The sequence below is a fragment of the Arthrobacter sp. efr-133-TYG-118 genome (genome assembly GCF_030209755.1).
In the GTDB taxonomy this organism is placed as follows: domain Bacteria; phylum Actinomycetota; class Actinomycetes; order Actinomycetales; family Micrococcaceae; genus Arthrobacter.
In genome coordinates, this window is sequence record NZ_JARVRH010000007.1 from 145763 (window position 1) to 159952 (window position 14190).

A 14190-nucleotide genomic window follows, 5' to 3' on the forward strand; every position below is an offset into this window, starting at 1 on the left:
CTTCACCGGGACCACAGTTCGTCGAGTAGCCGTTGCACTTGATCGGGATGCTCGACGTGGGCAAAGTGGCCGCAGTGCGGGATTGTCGCCCGCCGGGTGTGAGGGACAATGATCGCCAGCCTGGCCAGATCAGGCTCCGGCGTGAACACGTCGCTGTCGCCGCGGATCGCCAGCACCGGGCAGCGGATGCCGCGCCACCGGGTGAAATCGTAGTGCGCGGCGGCTCTGGCGGCAGCGGTGAAGCTGGCCGGCCGGGCATCGTCGCCGAGGTCGCGGAACACCGCTGGTGGAATGGTTGCGGGATCTGCGAAGAATGGGGACATCAACGGTCGCATCAGCCGCGTGGTGGCGACTTTACGAACCAGTGCCGTCCCTGCCGGACCCAGGGCCGCCATGGTGCGCATGGCCAGCATCATGCCCGTGAATGACGGGAATCTATAAAGGCCGCGCAGTGGTGCGCGGCACGCCTCTGACACGCTGAAGGTGGTGGCCGAAATGGCGGCTACGCTGGCGGTCTGTTCCGGCCATGCCGCGGCCATGTGCAAGGCCAGGAAGCCTCCCATCGAGTGGCCCACCAGATTCCACCGCCGGTACCCAAGTGCGTCCAGGACCCCGGCGACGGCGAGCGCCATCGTTTCGATGCTGAACTCTTCCAGGCTGGCCCCTTCTGTTGATTCGCCCCAGCCCGGCAGGTCAATCAGAACCCGGTCGTTGGCGGTCGCCCCGGAAAGAGGCATCCCGGAAAGCAATGCCTGGAAGGTGGTCCAGGATCCCGCCGCTCCATGGAGGTGGACCCCGGCCGTGGCGGCCCCGGTGCACGTTCCACGACTACCCGGCTGGACATGCACAATGCAGGGACCCAGCTTCGTCGGAATGACATGCCGCCACTGCGTGGGGACGCTTGCTTGCTGAACACTCATGGTTACCTTTGCACCTGCTCTCTGCCATTGGTTCGTAGCCGCGGAGGTACCTGATGGGATTTGTCCGTTCCGGCGTCGGAATCCAGCAAGGCAGTATGCCGGGCAGGTCAGGGGGTGAGGGGGCCTTGCAGAACGCGGACCGCGAGGTGTTTATCGCCTTCGATGAGAGCTGTTTCTGCGAGATTGGAGCGCCCCCAGAGACCCAGGTACATCCCATGCAGCGGGGCAGTAATCGAGGCCTCGGAGGCGCCTTGGCCGACCTTCCAGCTGCGGGCCCCTGCTACCTGGAAGGTCACTGTCCCGTCGGGCTGGGGCATCCGTCCCAGCCGAAGCTGTCGCGGAGTAAACATTGTCAGGATTTCATCGATTCCGTCGAGCATGAAATCTCCCGTGAAAGAGGGGACCGCCAACCCTGTTGCTTGGCACGCGTCGATGAGGTGGACGGCGTGTTCGTGCGCCTGGCGCCGGCGCCAGAACCCGGCGTTGCGCGGCGGTGGGCCGAAGTTCCAGCACGGCTCTTCGGGATCGAGCGCCGACATTGTCCCGAGGAAGGCGTCCGCGCCTTCCAGGAACCACGTTGCGGCTCCGGTGGCCGGTGGTGCCGGTTCCTCGACGAACTTGCCTGAAAGGACTATTTCGGCTGCCCAACGTTCGATTGACCCGAGATGCCCGAGGAGGTCCTCGAGGGTCCATCCGGGACAGGCCGGGACCGGACGGGACAGAACGTCCCCGGGCTGGCGTGCCAAGACGGTTAGGCGGTCCACGCAGTTGGCTAGCTCAGTAAGGTAGCGATCCGGCGTCATATGCCGAGCATAGTGTGCAAGCCGAACATGGTCATGGGCCCACCCATTGCACCGAGGCATCGCACATTTAGGAAGCAGGCTTACTATGGTGGGAGTATGCCGGACTTAAACGACTGGACGACTCCACGGTTGCTCTCAACGGCAGCGCGATTGGTCGAGCATGCCTGGAATGAGGAGCTTGCCGTCCTGGGCCTGACCCATGCGGGGGTCATAGCGCTGGAAGTTCTCGACGCGGAAGGGTCCATGGTGCAGGCCCGGCTTTCAGCCAAAGTCCGGGTGCAGGCGCAAACCATGGGACAGACACTTTCGAGGCTCGAGGCGCACGGGCACATTACCCGGGAACGAAATCGCCTGGACGGGCGCTCGCAGCGGGTGGCAGTTTCAGAGCTGGGCAGAACGGCCCTTGTCCAGGCCCGGGCGCTTGATCGGAATCTGACTCCCGGCGTCGGAATCGGCGTCGACGACCTCCGTGAAAAGCTCAAGGCGGTTATCCGCTGGCTCGGATCTGCCCGCTGGGGCGAACAGACGCCGCAGATCACGTCGACGACCAAAGACAAAGATCAGCCCGGGCAGAGGTAGCGCCCAGCTTGGGCCTCGTGGTCAGGGTGGCCGGGTACACTGGCGGTGCTGCAGGGGACCCCCGCAGCGGACGATCCCTACTCTAGGAGTCATCTTGGCCAAATTTCTGATCACCTACCACGGCGCAGGGCATCCCGATCCGGCCGAAATGGAAGCTGCCCGGAAGGACTTCATGGCGTGGCTTGGCAATGCCGGTCCGGCGGTCACAGATCCCGGCGCGCCGCTGGGCTTCGGGGGTCAGGTCTCCACCGGGGCACCGGAAGCCGTTGCGGACATCCTCGGCTATTCCATCCTGGAAGCCGACTCGGCAGCGGCCGTGAGCGAACTGCTCGCGTCCCACCCGTTCGTCACGCGCGGCGGAACGCTGCAGATCAACCAGGCCATGGCCTGAGCCGCGTCCCGGCCCTCACATAGGCTTCGAAGGGCCCCTTTGCCGATCCGTTCCCGCAGCGGATGGCGAGGGGCCCTTCGGGTTCCACCAGAAGCGCAGCACCGCCTCGCCCGACTACATGTTTGCATGCTGCCGCCGTCGTCTCACCGCCGTGGCAACCACCAGGATCACGACGACGGCGCCCAACCCCAGTCGCGCCGCCAGCGGGCCATAGGGTTCGGCGCCGGTGAAATACATCAGGGCCAGCACCGGAGCGATCGCGGTGAACTCGTAGCGACGGCTCAGCACCACGAACGGCAGAAGAAGCAGTGCGTACCAGGGGTAGCTGGGCGAAACGATCAGCAGCACTCCTCCGACCAACAAGACCTGCCCGTCCCATGGCCGGGAGACGTCGGTGGTCCGCCACACGTAAATGGCCAGCGCAAGCAGCAACACGAGTGCGGCCGGCCCGGCCCAGCTGGCCGGGAGCACCAGCTTCAACAAGGTGAAACGCGGGCTGTCCGGCCCGTCGTACCCCTCCGAGCGAAGGTATTCGGGCAGATAGCCCAGCACTGCCCAGCCGCTGGCGAGGACATACGGCACGTACGCCACGGCAAACGTGGCCATGGCCGCGGTGATAAAGCGGACCGGCCGCCGGTACAGCAGGGCCGGGGCGCTGATGACCGGGATGAGTTTGGTGGCCACGGCCGCGCCGAAGGCCACCCCGGAACCCAGGGTTCGCCCGCCCACCAGCAGCAGTGCCGCCGCCAAAGCCAGCGCGGTGCCCAATGCGTCCACGTGTGCACCGTTGATGGCTTCAAAGGCCACCAGCGGAGACCAGGCCCACCACACGGCTTGATGCGCGGGCCTCCCGGTGCGGCGCAGGAACGACAGCAACGCCACCGTGATGACGAGGCTGAGCAGGAGCCCGGCCAGCTGGAAGGCGATGAACCCCACCTCGGAACCCGGGACGAGCCGCACCGCCAGGAAATACAGCTCGGCCACCGCAGGATAGACGGTGGGCACGGCGGGCCTGTTGATGGCCGTGCACAGGGTGCCGCCGCCGGGAATGTTAGTGGTGGTCTCGGTACCCGTGGGGAAGGGATTGGTGTGGCAGGTTCCGTCCGGTCCGGCGTCCTGGAACAGCCAGGCCGGCCGCAGCGGCCCCAGCGCTTCGTCCGCCGGAACGTGGGCATATGGAGAGATTCCGGCTTTCTGGACGACGCCGTCCCACGCATACCGTGCGGAATCGTTGCTGGTGGCCGGCGGTGCGGCGATAGCTGCGGCTCCCACGAGCAGGGACCCCAGGAGGACGACGGCGGCCGCGTGGCGCGCCGGGATGCGGCGCGCCACCAGTGCCGCCGGGACGAAGACGGTCCAGGCCGCCAGCGTGCCAAGAGGGGACACCCACTCCGCGGACGGATCGGTGGCGACTGTCCACAAGACGATAACGGCGAGCAAAGCCACCAGGGCCAGCGCCGCCACGGCAGCCGAAGTGCCAGGGGCGCGCCGGGGTGTTGATTCGCTCACCCTTTGATCCTGCATCACCCGCGGGCCGGTAGGCCATGAACCCAAGAGACCGTTTGCCTTTCGTAAGGTCTGGACCGGGACGACGGACGGGTCGTGGTGGTGTGATCAAGGTATGGACAGATTGACCACTTTCCTCCAACAGCGGATGGAAGCGGTGAACGGACGGTTCTCGTCGCCCTTGCGCAGCAAACGGCTGACGGTGGTGCTGGGCCGTTGGCTCGGCATTGCCTTCACTGTGTGTTTCTTGACCGGACTGTTCAGCCACCTTCTGCAGGATCCGCCGGCTTGGATGCTTCTCCTCACCCGTCCCGCGTGGCTGTACGTGGCTACGCAGGGCATCCACGTCACCACCGGGATAGCTTCCATCCCGCTCCTGGCGGCCAAGCTTTGGTCCGTGTACCCCGAACTCTTGCGCTGGCCTCCGCTTAAATCCGTGGTGCATGCATTCGAAAGGGCCTCGATTGCGCTCTTCGTGGCCGCTTCCCTGGTGGAAGTCACCATCGGCTTGCTCAACACTTTCCAGTGGTACCCCTGGCCGTTTTCCTTCAAGGATGTCCACTATTGGCTGGCCTGGGTCATCATCGGATCCTTGGCGCTCCACATCGCTGTCAAAATGCCCCTCATCCTGGCCCATTGGAGCCGTCCATCTGACGCGGCCGCCATCGCCGCCAACCCTGAAGGGCCAGTGCCGGACAGCACAACGGTTCCGGCCGCCGTAAAGCGTGGAACCGGGCACGGCTGGAGCCGCAGGGGGTTCCTTGCGGCACTCACCGCCGCGACCGGCGTCGTCGTCTTGACGACGGCGGGCCAGTCCTTCGCCGGGCTGTCGGGCCTGAACCTCTTCGCGCCGCGCCGAATGGATACCGGCCCGCAGGGCGTACCCATCAACAGGACGGCAGCCCAGGCCGGTGTCGCGGACGCTGCGCAGGCCCCTGACTGGGTGCTGACCGTGTCTTCGGGATCGGTGCAGAAGACGTTCACGCTGGCACAGCTGGCGGCCATGCCGCAATACAGCTATGGATTGCCCATCGCCTGTGTGGAGGGCTGGAGCCAAGGGGCGCAATGGCGCGGCGTCCGGATCCGGGACCTGATGGCCACGGTGGGCGCGCCTTCTGATGCCGAGTTGCAGATTTCAAGCATGGAGAAGGGCGGCGTCTATGGACGTTCCTTCATGCCCGCCGCATACAGCCAGGACGAGCAGACACTGCTGGCGCTCGAGCTGAACGGCGAACCCCTGGACCTTGACCACGGCTATCCGGCGCGGATCATCGCCCCCGGCCGCCCGGGGGTTCTGCAGACCAAATGGGTGCACAAAGTGGAGGTGATCTGATGCGACTGCCCTTGGTGGGTCCTGCGGCATCGTCAAGGCGCGGGACCGTCTGGTGGGTGCGGGTAGCGCTGGGCACGCTCGGCCTGGCAGCGCTCGGTTATGCGCTCTTCGGATTCCTGGCCAAAGTGCCGCCTGCCCAACTGATCGGCCTGGCGACCTGGCTTGCCGTGGCGTTGTTGGTACACGACGGCGTGTTGGTCCCGCTGACAACGTTGGCCGGCGGCGGGTTGTCGCGGCTGACGTATGGGCTGGGCCCCGTTCAACAGGGGATAGTGCGCGGCGCACTGCTGGTGGGGGCGGTGGTGACCTTGGTGGGAGCCCCGCTGATCCGTGCCCAGCAGGTGCTCCAGCCAAGCGGCCCAGGCAGCGGCGCCAACGGCACCGTCCTGCAGGGGGACTATGCCCTGGTTTTGGGCTTCTTCTGGATGGTCCTCCTGGTGGCCGCGGCGGCTGCTGTGGCCGCCGTCGGGCTTTACGGCCGCCATTCCAAAGTCAGGAAGACCCGGTCCTGAACGGTCCGGGTGGCCACGGTATCCAACCCCGCCCGGGCCGCATGGAAAGCCAGCGCTTTCGACCCTGCGCGGGCCCACGGAAAGGCCGCGCTGGCGCGTCCATCTGAATCTTCCAGCACCGCCAGAGAGGCCACATCCAGAAAATCCGGGGCTTCGGCCTCTGCCAGCACTTGCCCGCCGGGCGCCAGCAGTGAGGCGACACGCTCCAGCAGCACCCGGATGTTTCCGCCGATGCCGATGTTCCCGTCCAGCAACAGGGCCGAACCCCAACCTCGCTCGTGCGGGACGGGGTCAAAGATCGAGCCAAGGATGGCCACCCCGCCCCGGTCGGTGGCCAGCCGCACGGCGGCCGGGCTCGAATCGACGCCCAAGGAGGCCAGCCCCAGTTCCCGGGCGGCCTCCAGCATCCGGCCCGGGCCGCAGCCCACATCGAGGACGGGCCCACGGAGGGTGCGAAGCAGCTCGCGCTCGCCGGCCGTGGCCGGGCCGGACCAGCCGAGCATGTTGAAATGGACGGGCCCGATCGACTCTGGCAATGCTGATTCCGGACGCAATGTCAGGCGCCCAAGGCCGAGGGGCAGGCTACGGGCATAAGGTTCGTGTCCTCCCTGTCCAAAGAGGGCCTGTCCAAAGAGGGCAACGGGGCCAGTGTCCGTAGCAAAAGCGTCAGCCCGGGTGCCGGAACCCCTGGGGACTGCCTGGATGCTCATCGCAAGGCACCCCACGTTGGCACGGCGCCGGACGGCGCCACAAGCGGCAGGCCCGCCGCTGGAAGTCCCATTCTCAGGCGCTCCACCGCGAGGGCAAACGGGGTTCCGCTGCACTCACGCGCGGCTGCCATGGCATCGGCAAAATAGTCCACGTCCGTCAAGACGGGCAGCAGTCCCACGTCCAGGCCGGCGCTGACAAGCCGGTCCAATTGCTGCGCTCCGGTCTGCGAGGTGGACATTTCCACCCCGCGGAGCAGACCGCCGTCGGGCCGGTAAAGACCCAAAGCCCAAAAGCCGCCGTCCGACGCCGGACCGAGCCATGCGCCGTGACTGAGTACCGGTGCGGGGGTTGCCCAGTCCGATAGCAGCGGTGCCAGTTGGTCCCGGCAAAGCTGGGGCGTGTCCATGCCCAGGATCAACAACGGTCCGTCCGCGAGCGCACAGATGGCCGCAAGCCGCTCGTCCAGGCCACCGGCACTCTGGGCGAATACTTCAAAACCCGCGGCGTCCCCTGGGTGCGGCGTGCCGTCAAACACCAGCAATCGCCTGGCCGCGGGAACGGATCGCATTGTTTCCAGCGTCTGGCTCAGGCTGGTCTGGGCCAAAGCTGCGGCCTGCTCCATGTCGAGCGGGGGAGTGAGACGGGTCTTGACCCTGCCAGGGACGCATTCTTTGGCGATGACGGCCACGGTGAGCTTCACGGCGTCGCTCCTTGGGTATCGGCAGGTGGTTTATCGACTTGCCTGCCGCTCTTTGTACCCGGCGTCTGCAGCGACGCGGCGGCCAATTGCGTCGCCATGTCTTTGAGGGCCGTGACAGTTCCGCGGAGTGTCCCTGTGACCTTGGACTTCCCCAAGCGGGGCGCATAGTCGACCGGGATCTCGGCCACACGCCAGCCGTCGCTGTGGGCCTTGAGGAACATCTCCAATGGATAGCCGCTGCGTCGGTCCTTGAGGTCCAGTCCCAGAAGTGCGCTGCGCCGGGCAAGACGAAGGGGGCCAAGATCAGTGACAGGAATGCCGGTCAGCCGACGCAACCGCCGGCTCAGGGCCATATTCGCCAGGCGGGCGTGGATCGGCCAGGCACCCCGGGACGGTCGCCGCGCGCCCAGCACCAGATCGGCACGACCGGCGCGAACGAGGTCCAGCATCGGGGCCAATTGGGCGGGGTCCAGTGAACCATCGCAATCGCAGAAAGCGACGAACTCGGCCGTGGCGGCGAGCAATCCGGCATGCGCCGCCGCGCCAAAGCCGCGCCTCGGTTCGTCGACGACGGCGGCCCCTAGGCTGGCGGCCAGGGCTCCGGAGCCGTCGGTCGACCCGTTGTCCACGACGATCGCGCGGTATCCGGTTGGCAAGGCCTCGAGCACCTTGGGAAGGGCCGAACGCTCGTTGAGGCACGGCAACACCACGTCCACGAGCGCGGCGGGTTGACCGCCGGCGTCGTCTGCGGGTCCGTTGGGGATGCTGATCATGCCGACATCGTCGTGCGGAACTCGCGAACCGCTTTGCTCTTTCTCCACCCTTTGACCGTAGAATCCGCAGGCCCGCAGCGACAGGCGGAAATCCTTACGGAACAGGGACGTTTGCCCTCCGGCGGCCTAGCTCTGATCGCCGCGCAACGGTGCGGTGGCGAACTCATGCATTCCGTCGTCGAAACCATGTGTGGGGATCCAATCCAGCTCGGCCCGGGCCCGCGCCGAGCTGGCGGTGATGTGCCGGACGTCGCCCAGCCGGAATTCGCCTGTGACCACCGGCTCAGGCCCGCCGGCAACGGAACTCAAGACCGCCGCCACCTGTCCAACGGTGTGGACCTCCGAGGCCCCGATGTTGTAAGCCCTCAGGCTGCCAGGAGCAATCCGGCCTGCCACCAACGCGTCAATGGACAACAAATTCGACTCCGCAACGTCCCGGACATGGACGAAACTGCGGCGCTGGCCGCCGTCCTCGAACACCCGCACGGCTTCGCCCCGGGCCAGCGCAGAGCGGAACAGGCTGGCCACGCCCGCGTAGGGGGTGTTTTTGGGCATCCGTGGGCCATAGACGTTGTGGTACCGGAGGGCGACCGCGGCGCCTCCGGTTGAGCGCGCCCATGCGGAAGCCAGGTTCTCCTGGGCCAATTTCGAGGCAGCATAGACGTTGCGCGGATCCATGGCCGCGTCTTCGCTGACCAGCGCCGGGAGCAGCAGCTCACCGGTAGCAGGGTCGCGGGGGTCAAAGACCCCGTGCTCCAGATCCTCGACCCGGCGCGGGCCGGGGCGGACCGGCCTGCCAGTTGAATCGGTGTAAGCGCCCTCGCCGTAGACCACCATGGATGACGCCAGGACAAGTTTGTCGACGCCTGAGGCCGCCATGCCTGCCAGAAGGACGGCCGTGGCCAGGTCATTGTTGCGGATGTAATCCGGAGCATCGGAGAAGTCCACGCCGAGGCCCACTTTGGCGCTCTGGTGCACGACGACGTCGACTCCCGCGAGCGCTTCTGCCACGGCGGCCGGGTCTCCGACGTCGCCCACCTGCAGGGGCACGCCTGGAAATCCCGGCGGACGGTCCGGGTGCACAGCCGGATCCAATGAGTCCAGGATCCGGACCTCCCAACCGCGCGCCACGGCGGCCTCTACTATATGGCTGCCGATGAAACCGGCCCCTCCGGTGACCAATATCCTCACGGCAAGCTTCCTCGCTTGCCGGGGAGGACAGGGGCCGCGGCGCCCATCACGGTGGAAACCGCGGCGGGCGGCATGAGCGCCATCCGCCACCTTCCGCCGTCGTTCGCTGGCTCAGCGCCGGCCAAACCCGCGGATACTGTCCGCACCGCGTCGGACAACACCGCGAGGATCCGCCTCTGCGCGGCCGCCAGTCGGCCAAGAACCAGTTCCGCCGTCACGGGTTCGGAACCGTCGTGCCCCGTGTCGGCATCGGTGATGAATGCCAGCGTGGCGAAGTGCATGTTCAACTCCGCCGCGAGCATCGGTTCCGGGTACTGGGTCATGCTGATCAGATGCGCGCCGGACTGACCCAGGGCCGCGGACTCGGCCCTCGTGGAGAAACGCGGACCATTGATGACAGCCACGGTTCCCGCCCCCGCGAAGTCTTCGCTTCGGCGCTCCAAAGCGGAGATGAGTGCGGCCCTCAACAAGGCGCTGTAGGGCTCGGCGGCCGGCAGGTGCTGCACCCCGGTGGGCAGCGAGCCGTCGTAGAAGGTGTCCGCCCGTCCCCACGTCTTGTCCAGGACTTGATCTGGTACCGCAAAAGTGCCGGTCCCGTGGCTGGAAACCAGTCCGCCCACCGCCGCGGAGGAAATCACGGCTTCTACCCCCAGGCTCTTGAGGGCCCAGAGGTTGGCGCGGTAGTTGATCTGCTGCGGGGCAACGCTGTGCCCCCGGCCGTGCCGGCTCAAGAATGCGACCACTGGGCCGTCGTCGTCACCGCCCTCGCCGCCCCCGCTTTCGCCAGCGGGGCCGTCCGGTGCGGCCAACCGGGCGACCGTCACGGCACTCGAGGGAGGACCGAACGGCGTCGGGATGTCCAGTGTGCCGAGCACGACGGCCCCGGGCAGCTTGTAAAGGCCGGTGCCGCCGATGATTGCAATCCGTGCGCGGGGTTCTGTTTCGTGTTCCGGGAGCAATGACATGACCCCATCATGCCAACGCCGGCCCTCGCCGTCGTGGGTGAATCCTTACGGATCCCGAACGCGGGCACCGGGACGGGCACGAATCGCCTTAGCCCTCGCGGTCGATTTGCAAATAACTGAGTCCGCTCACATCGAGCCAGTACCGCGTGGGCGTCTCCACGAGGCGCAGCAGCACGCCCTCGCAGGAGGCGCAGCGCACGACGATTCCCGGAGCGTCGACGAACACCATCGTCTCCCCGAAGACCCGGACCGCCCCGCAATGCTTGCACCGTCCGATCGCTGCGACGATATCGAAGCGGAACAGTTCCCACAGCGCTCCTGCCACCGCGTTTCCGTCCAGGTGGGGTATCGCGTTGCCTGCGACTCCCGCGATGTCCTGATCCTCGAAGCCCGGATCTTTGGCGCCGGGAGAATCGGAGCCGTTGTTGCCACTCACCGGGTTCCTCCTGTTCCGCCGAAGCGCTCGGTCTTGATCGAGGCGGCGGGATATCCCGCTCGCACGAGCCATTCCCCTACCGTTTCCACAAAGACAGTCTGGCCACAGATGAAGATGTCCGGGGCGGGGTCCTTCAGCAAGATGTTGGCCAGCAGGGTTTCCGCCGTGAGCCGTTGCGGGGCAGCCGGCCAATCCTTCGGCGCCTTGCGTGTGTAGACGTAGTCGATAGTGAGCTTGCGGGAGTCCCGGCCCAAGGTTTGGAGTTCTTCCCGATAGAACCCCGATTCGGGTGACTTGAGCGAATAGAGCAGGCGGAACTGCGCGGGATTTTCCGATGCATGGTGTGCGCGGATCATGGACATGAGCGGCACGATGCCGGATCCTCCGGCAATCAGCTGAACGGGGTTTGTGTCCGTCGGCTTCCAGACGAACCAGCCTCCCACCGGCCCGCGGATCTCCAGCTGGTCCCCGACGGCCAGTTCCCGGACCAGATACGGGGAGACTTCTCCGTTGGCCAATTCGTCAACGGTGATCTCCAGGGTTTCGTCCAGGCCTGCCCTCGCCACGGAGTACGAGCGGACGGCCGAGTACCCGTCGTCGGCGGTGAGGCGTATGTCGATGTGCTGTCCGGCGAGGTTGCCGTTCAGGCCGTTCACCCGCAGCCCTATGGTCCGGGCGGTTTCCGTTTCGGGCGTGCTGCTGACGACGTCGGCCACGCGCCATAGCGTGCTCATCGGTCGTGCCTCATGAGTAGCGCTCCTCCCGCCACGGGTCGCCGTGGAGGTGGTAGCCGTTGGATTCCCAGAAGCCAGGAACGTCTTCCCGCATCAACTCGATGCCGTTAATCCACTTTGCGCTCTTCCAGAAGTACAAATGCGGCACCAGGAGACGGGCAGGTCCGCCGTGGGCGCGTTCAAGGGGCTCACCGTCGAATTCCCACGCGACCCACGCTCGGCCGCCAAGAAGGTCCTCGATCGGGACGTTGGTCGTGTATCCGCCGTAGGAATGGGCCATGGTGAACCTGCAGCTTGTTTCCACGTTCTCAAAAAGAGAATCCAGTGACACTCCCCGCCACGAGGTGCCCAGCTTGGACCAGCTGGTCACGCAGTGAATGTCCGTTTCGATGTCCGTTTGGGGCAACGCCATGAAGGCGGCCCAAGACCACGCATGGCGCTGCCCGGCCTCAGTAGTGATGAAGAATTCCCAGTCGTCAGTGGCGATCCGGGGAGCGGGGCCGGCGGTCAGGACCGGGAAGCTGCCGGTCTCATATTGGCCCGGTGGCAACGCCGGATTGCCGCTCTGCCGTCTTCCATGAAATCCAGAAGAGATAATGCCCACCATGTACCTCCGATGCGGAGACTCAAGCCGACTGTGCCCGGTTCCCCCACGATAGGGCACCGGCCGGGCGGGGTCTAGACACTAGGCAAAGCCTGACCTCGAATGGATCGGGGCCACTGGCAGTTCCGGTGGGTGAAGCAGCCGCGCTGTAAGGAAGGGAACGACGGCGTCACCAACCGCCGCGCGTGGGCGTATGTCCCTTTCGGGCATCCTCGGGCATCGCCATTTCGGCCCGCAAGCCCAGGAGCCGGATCGGACGGCCTGCCTCGATTCCGGCCGCGAGGTCCAAGGCCCGCGCGAGGATTTCGTTCCGGTCGAAGGTCTCCGGGATCTTCCTCCCCTGGGTCGTGGTCAAGAACGGCGCGTAGCGGACCTTCAAGGTCAGCCCGACGACGGGCCTTCCCTCTGCCACAACATCCTCAAGGACATGCGCCGTCAGTTCCCTCACGGCGTCCTCCACCTGGGCCGGATCGGTCAGGTCCTGCTGGAAGGTGGTCTCCCGGCTATGCCCGCGGGCGACCCACGGGGTGTCGTCCACAACGCTGGTGCCGTCGCCTCGTCCGAGCTGCGCGTACCACGGACCCATCCTGGGGCCGAACTCCGGGACGAGGTCCTGGGGGTCGGACGCGGCGAGTTCGGCGACTGTGTTGATGCCGAGTTTGGCCAGACGGGCGGACACCCTGCTTCCGACGCCCCACAGGTCCTTGGTGGGCCGGCTGCCCATGATGTCGAGCCAGTTCCCGGCGGTGAGGCGGAAGACGCCGGCCGGTTTGCCGAACCCGGTGGCGACCTTGGCCCGGACCAGGGTGTCGCCGATGCCCACGCTGCAATGCAGCCTCGTTCGCGCGAGGACAGCGGCCTGCACCTGGCGGGCGTAGGCTTCCGGATCCTCCGTCTCGACGCCTACGAAGGCTTCATCCCAACCCAGTACCTGCACTGTGGCGCCGGGCTGCGCGCGCAGGGTAGCCATCACCGTTTCGGACGCCGCGAGGTAAGCCTCCTGATCGACGGGCAGGATCACAGCGTCGGGCACTTTCCGAGCCGCAATGCGCAAGGGCATTCCGGAACCCACGCCGAATGCCCGGGCTTCGTAGGATGCGGTCGACACCACAGCCCGTTCCGTGGGGTCGCCCCGACCCCCGACAATGATCGGCTTGCCTGCAAGCTCCGGCCGCCGGAGCACTTCGACCGCCGCGATGAACTGGTCGAGATCGACGTGCAGCACCCACTGGGCTCCACTCACGCCGCCGGCTGTCATGTCTCCGCGCGCTTTGCCTCGATGTCCACGCCTGTCACCACATCGCCCGCGCGCTCGTAAACGAGCCAGATCGCGCCCTTCGGGAAGGCCCGAGGTGGCTGGGCGACCGCGAAGGCGGCTGGAACTGTACCGTCCCGGAAGATCCGCTTGCCCGTGCCGAAAGTCACCGGGTACAGCCAAAGATTCAGCCGGTCGACGAGGTCCTCGGTGAGGAGGGTCTGAAGGAGGTCGCCGCTGCCGATGACGTGGGTCTCGTCGTGGCGCTCGCGGATCTCGCGGACCCCGGATGCGACGTCGGCAAGCACTGTCGTCCCGGCCCAAGCGGGGCCGGCCAGTGTGTGTGAAGCCACATATTTCGGCACGGAGTTGAACCGGGCCGCGATCGGGTCGTCGGCCGGTGCGGTGGGCCAGAAACCAGCGAAAATGTCGTACGTCTTCCGCCCGAGGAGAAGCGCGTCGAGGCGTTCGATGCCGGCCCCGATTTCCTCGCCGGACTCCTTATCGAAGTACGGCGCCTGCCAGCCGCCGAACTCGAAGCCGCCCTCGCGATCTTCGTCGGGCCCGCCGGGCGCCTGGTAGACCCCGTCAAGGGTGCTGAACAAGTCGACCACGATGATTCCCATGGGGCGCTCCCTTGCATGAACGGCGAGCCGAAACGGCCTCCGCCTTGACGTCGAGGAGGATATCGCGGAATCGACATCCACACGCCCCATTTTTCGGCGCGCGCTGCGGGAAGGCAAGAGCTTGCACGAAAGCTACGAATTCAATGGATTA

The 14190-nt window shown here is 66.3% G+C and carries 17 protein-coding genes; 4 read left to right on the top strand and 13 right to left on the bottom strand.

The window, feature by feature from the left end:
* Positions 1–2 precede the first annotated feature (2 nt).
* Together QRN59_RS06750 and QRN59_RS06755 are read right to left on the bottom strand one after the other, a co-directional pair.
* Positions 3–920: an alpha/beta fold hydrolase gene (locus QRN59_RS06750; RefSeq protein WP_284981731.1), complete on the bottom strand. Its 918-nt coding sequence runs from the start codon at positions 918–920 to the stop codon at positions 3–5.
* A 107-nt stretch (positions 921–1027) separates the two neighbouring features.
* A complete protein-coding gene (locus tag QRN59_RS06755; RefSeq protein WP_284981732.1) occupies positions 1028–1723 on the bottom strand; it encodes a maleylpyruvate isomerase family mycothiol-dependent enzyme in 696 nt (231 codons plus the stop codon).
* A 96-nt stretch (positions 1724–1819) separates the two neighbouring features.
* On the opposite strand from QRN59_RS06755, the gene QRN59_RS06760 reads away from it, so the two are divergent.
* A complete protein-coding gene (locus tag QRN59_RS06760; RefSeq protein ID WP_284981733.1) occupies positions 1820–2302 on the top strand; it encodes a MarR family winged helix-turn-helix transcriptional regulator in 483 nt (160 codons plus the stop codon).
* A 94-nt stretch (positions 2303–2396) separates the two neighbouring features.
* Entirely contained in the window at positions 2397–2693 is a 297-nt protein-coding gene (locus QRN59_RS06765) for a hypothetical protein (RefSeq protein WP_284981734.1), read from the top strand.
* A gap of 114 nt (positions 2694–2807) precedes the next feature.
* Here QRN59_RS06765 and QRN59_RS06770 read toward each other — a convergent pair whose 3' ends face one another.
* Positions 2808–4202, bottom strand: a complete 1395-nt coding sequence (locus QRN59_RS06770) for a glycosyltransferase family 87 protein (protein WP_284981735.1) — start codon at positions 4200–4202, stop codon at positions 2808–2810.
* Positions 4203–4323: 121 nt separating this feature from the next.
* On the opposite strand from QRN59_RS06770, the gene QRN59_RS06775 reads away from it, so the two are divergent.
* Together QRN59_RS06775 and QRN59_RS06780 are read left to right on the top strand one after the other, a co-directional pair.
* A complete protein-coding gene (locus tag QRN59_RS06775; RefSeq protein WP_284981736.1) occupies positions 4324–5532 on the top strand; it encodes a molybdopterin-dependent oxidoreductase in 1209 nt (402 codons plus the stop codon).
* Positions 5532–6044, top strand: coding sequence for a hypothetical protein (locus QRN59_RS06780; protein ID WP_284981737.1), 513 nt, complete (start codon positions 5532–5534; stop codon positions 6042–6044). Before QRN59_RS06775 ends, QRN59_RS06780 begins: the two co-directional genes overlap by 1 nt.
* On the opposite strand, the gene QRN59_RS06785 is transcribed toward QRN59_RS06780, so the two are convergent.
* The 10 genes from QRN59_RS06785 to QRN59_RS06830 all read right to left on the bottom strand — a co-directional run bounded on the left by QRN59_RS06785 (position 6005) and on the right by QRN59_RS06830 (position 14039).
* Positions 6005–6754 carry a methyltransferase domain-containing protein gene (locus tag QRN59_RS06785; RefSeq protein WP_284981738.1) on the bottom strand — a complete coding sequence of 250 codons (750 nt, stop codon included), beginning with the start codon at positions 6752–6754 and terminating at the stop codon, positions 6005–6007. The two genes, QRN59_RS06780 and QRN59_RS06785, sit on opposite strands and share 40 nt — an antisense overlap.
* On the bottom strand, positions 6751–7455 hold the full coding sequence (locus QRN59_RS06790; RefSeq protein ID WP_284981739.1) for a TIGR04282 family arsenosugar biosynthesis glycosyltransferase: 705 nt from the start codon (positions 7453–7455) through the stop codon (positions 6751–6753). Before QRN59_RS06790 ends, QRN59_RS06785 begins: the two co-directional genes overlap by 4 nt.
* Positions 7452–8276 carry a glycosyltransferase family 2 protein gene (locus tag QRN59_RS06795; protein ID WP_350225223.1) on the bottom strand — a complete coding sequence of 275 codons (825 nt, stop codon included), beginning with the start codon at positions 8274–8276 and terminating at the stop codon, positions 7452–7454. The genes QRN59_RS06790 and QRN59_RS06795 overlap by 4 nt, the downstream gene beginning before the upstream one ends.
* A 78-nt stretch (positions 8277–8354) precedes the next feature.
* Positions 8355–9419, bottom strand: a complete 1065-nt coding sequence (locus QRN59_RS06800; RefSeq protein WP_284981740.1) for an NAD-dependent epimerase/dehydratase family protein — start codon at positions 9417–9419, stop codon at positions 8355–8357.
* Positions 9416–10384 (bottom strand): MTAP family purine nucleoside phosphorylase, encoded by a 969-nt coding sequence (locus QRN59_RS06805; protein ID WP_284981741.1) that lies wholly within the window; start codon positions 10382–10384, stop codon positions 9416–9418. Before QRN59_RS06805 ends, QRN59_RS06800 begins: the two co-directional genes overlap by 4 nt.
* Positions 10385–10472: 88 nt before the next feature.
* Entirely contained in the window at positions 10473–10820 is a 348-nt protein-coding gene (locus QRN59_RS06810) for a DUF6510 family protein (protein WP_284981742.1), read from the bottom strand.
* Positions 10817–11554 carry a ferredoxin reductase gene (locus QRN59_RS06815; RefSeq protein WP_284981743.1) on the bottom strand — a complete coding sequence of 246 codons (738 nt, stop codon included), beginning with the start codon at positions 11552–11554 and terminating at the stop codon, positions 10817–10819. The genes QRN59_RS06810 and QRN59_RS06815 overlap by 4 nt, the downstream gene beginning before the upstream one ends.
* Before the next feature lie 10 nt (positions 11555–11564).
* The gene (locus QRN59_RS06820) at positions 11565–12161 is read right to left on the bottom strand and encodes a sulfite oxidase-like oxidoreductase (RefSeq protein WP_502871034.1); all 597 of its coding nucleotides are present in this window, start codon (positions 12159–12161) and stop codon (positions 11565–11567) included.
* A 166-nt stretch (positions 12162–12327) separates the two neighbouring features.
* Positions 12328–13416 (bottom strand): DNA polymerase IV, encoded by a 1089-nt coding sequence (locus QRN59_RS06825; RefSeq protein WP_284981744.1) that lies wholly within the window; start codon positions 13414–13416, stop codon positions 12328–12330.
* Entirely contained in the window at positions 13413–14039 is a 627-nt protein-coding gene (locus QRN59_RS06830; protein ID WP_284981745.1) for a dihydrofolate reductase family protein, read from the bottom strand. Before QRN59_RS06830 ends, QRN59_RS06825 begins: the two co-directional genes overlap by 4 nt.
* Positions 14040–14190: the final 151 nt, after the last annotated feature.

Coding starts and splice junctions, on each gene's coding strand:
- QRN59_RS06750 (WP_284981731.1), bottom strand. CDS start 920: ATGAGTGTTCAGCAAGCAAGCGTCCCCACGCAGTGGCGGCATGTCATT.
- QRN59_RS06755 (WP_284981732.1), bottom strand. CDS start 1,723: ATGACGCCGGATCGCTACCTTACTGAGCTAGCCAACTGCGTGGACCGC.
- QRN59_RS06760 (WP_284981733.1), top strand. CDS start 1,820: ATGCCGGACTTAAACGACTGGACGACTCCACGGTTGCTCTCAACGGCA.
- QRN59_RS06780 (WP_284981737.1), top strand. CDS start 5,532: ATGCGACTGCCCTTGGTGGGTCCTGCGGCATCGTCAAGGCGCGGGACC.
- QRN59_RS06785 (WP_284981738.1), bottom strand. CDS start 6,754: ATGAGCATCCAGGCAGTCCCCAGGGGTTCCGGCACCCGGGCTGACGCT.
- QRN59_RS06805 (WP_284981741.1), bottom strand. CDS start 10,384: ATGTCATTGCTCCCGGAACACGAAACAGAACCCCGCGCACGGATTGCA.
- QRN59_RS06815 (WP_284981743.1), bottom strand. CDS start 11,554: ATGAGCACGCTATGGCGCGTGGCCGACGTCGTCAGCAGCACGCCCGAA.
- QRN59_RS06820 (WP_502871034.1), bottom strand. CDS start 12,161: ATGGTGGGCATTATCTCTTCTGGATTTCATGGAAGACGGCAGAGCGGC.
- QRN59_RS06825 (WP_284981744.1), bottom strand. CDS start 13,416: ATGACAGCCGGCGGCGTGAGTGGAGCCCAGTGGGTGCTGCACGTCGAT.
- QRN59_RS06830 (WP_284981745.1), bottom strand. CDS start 14,039: ATGGGAATCATCGTGGTCGACTTGTTCAGCACCCTTGACGGGGTCTAC.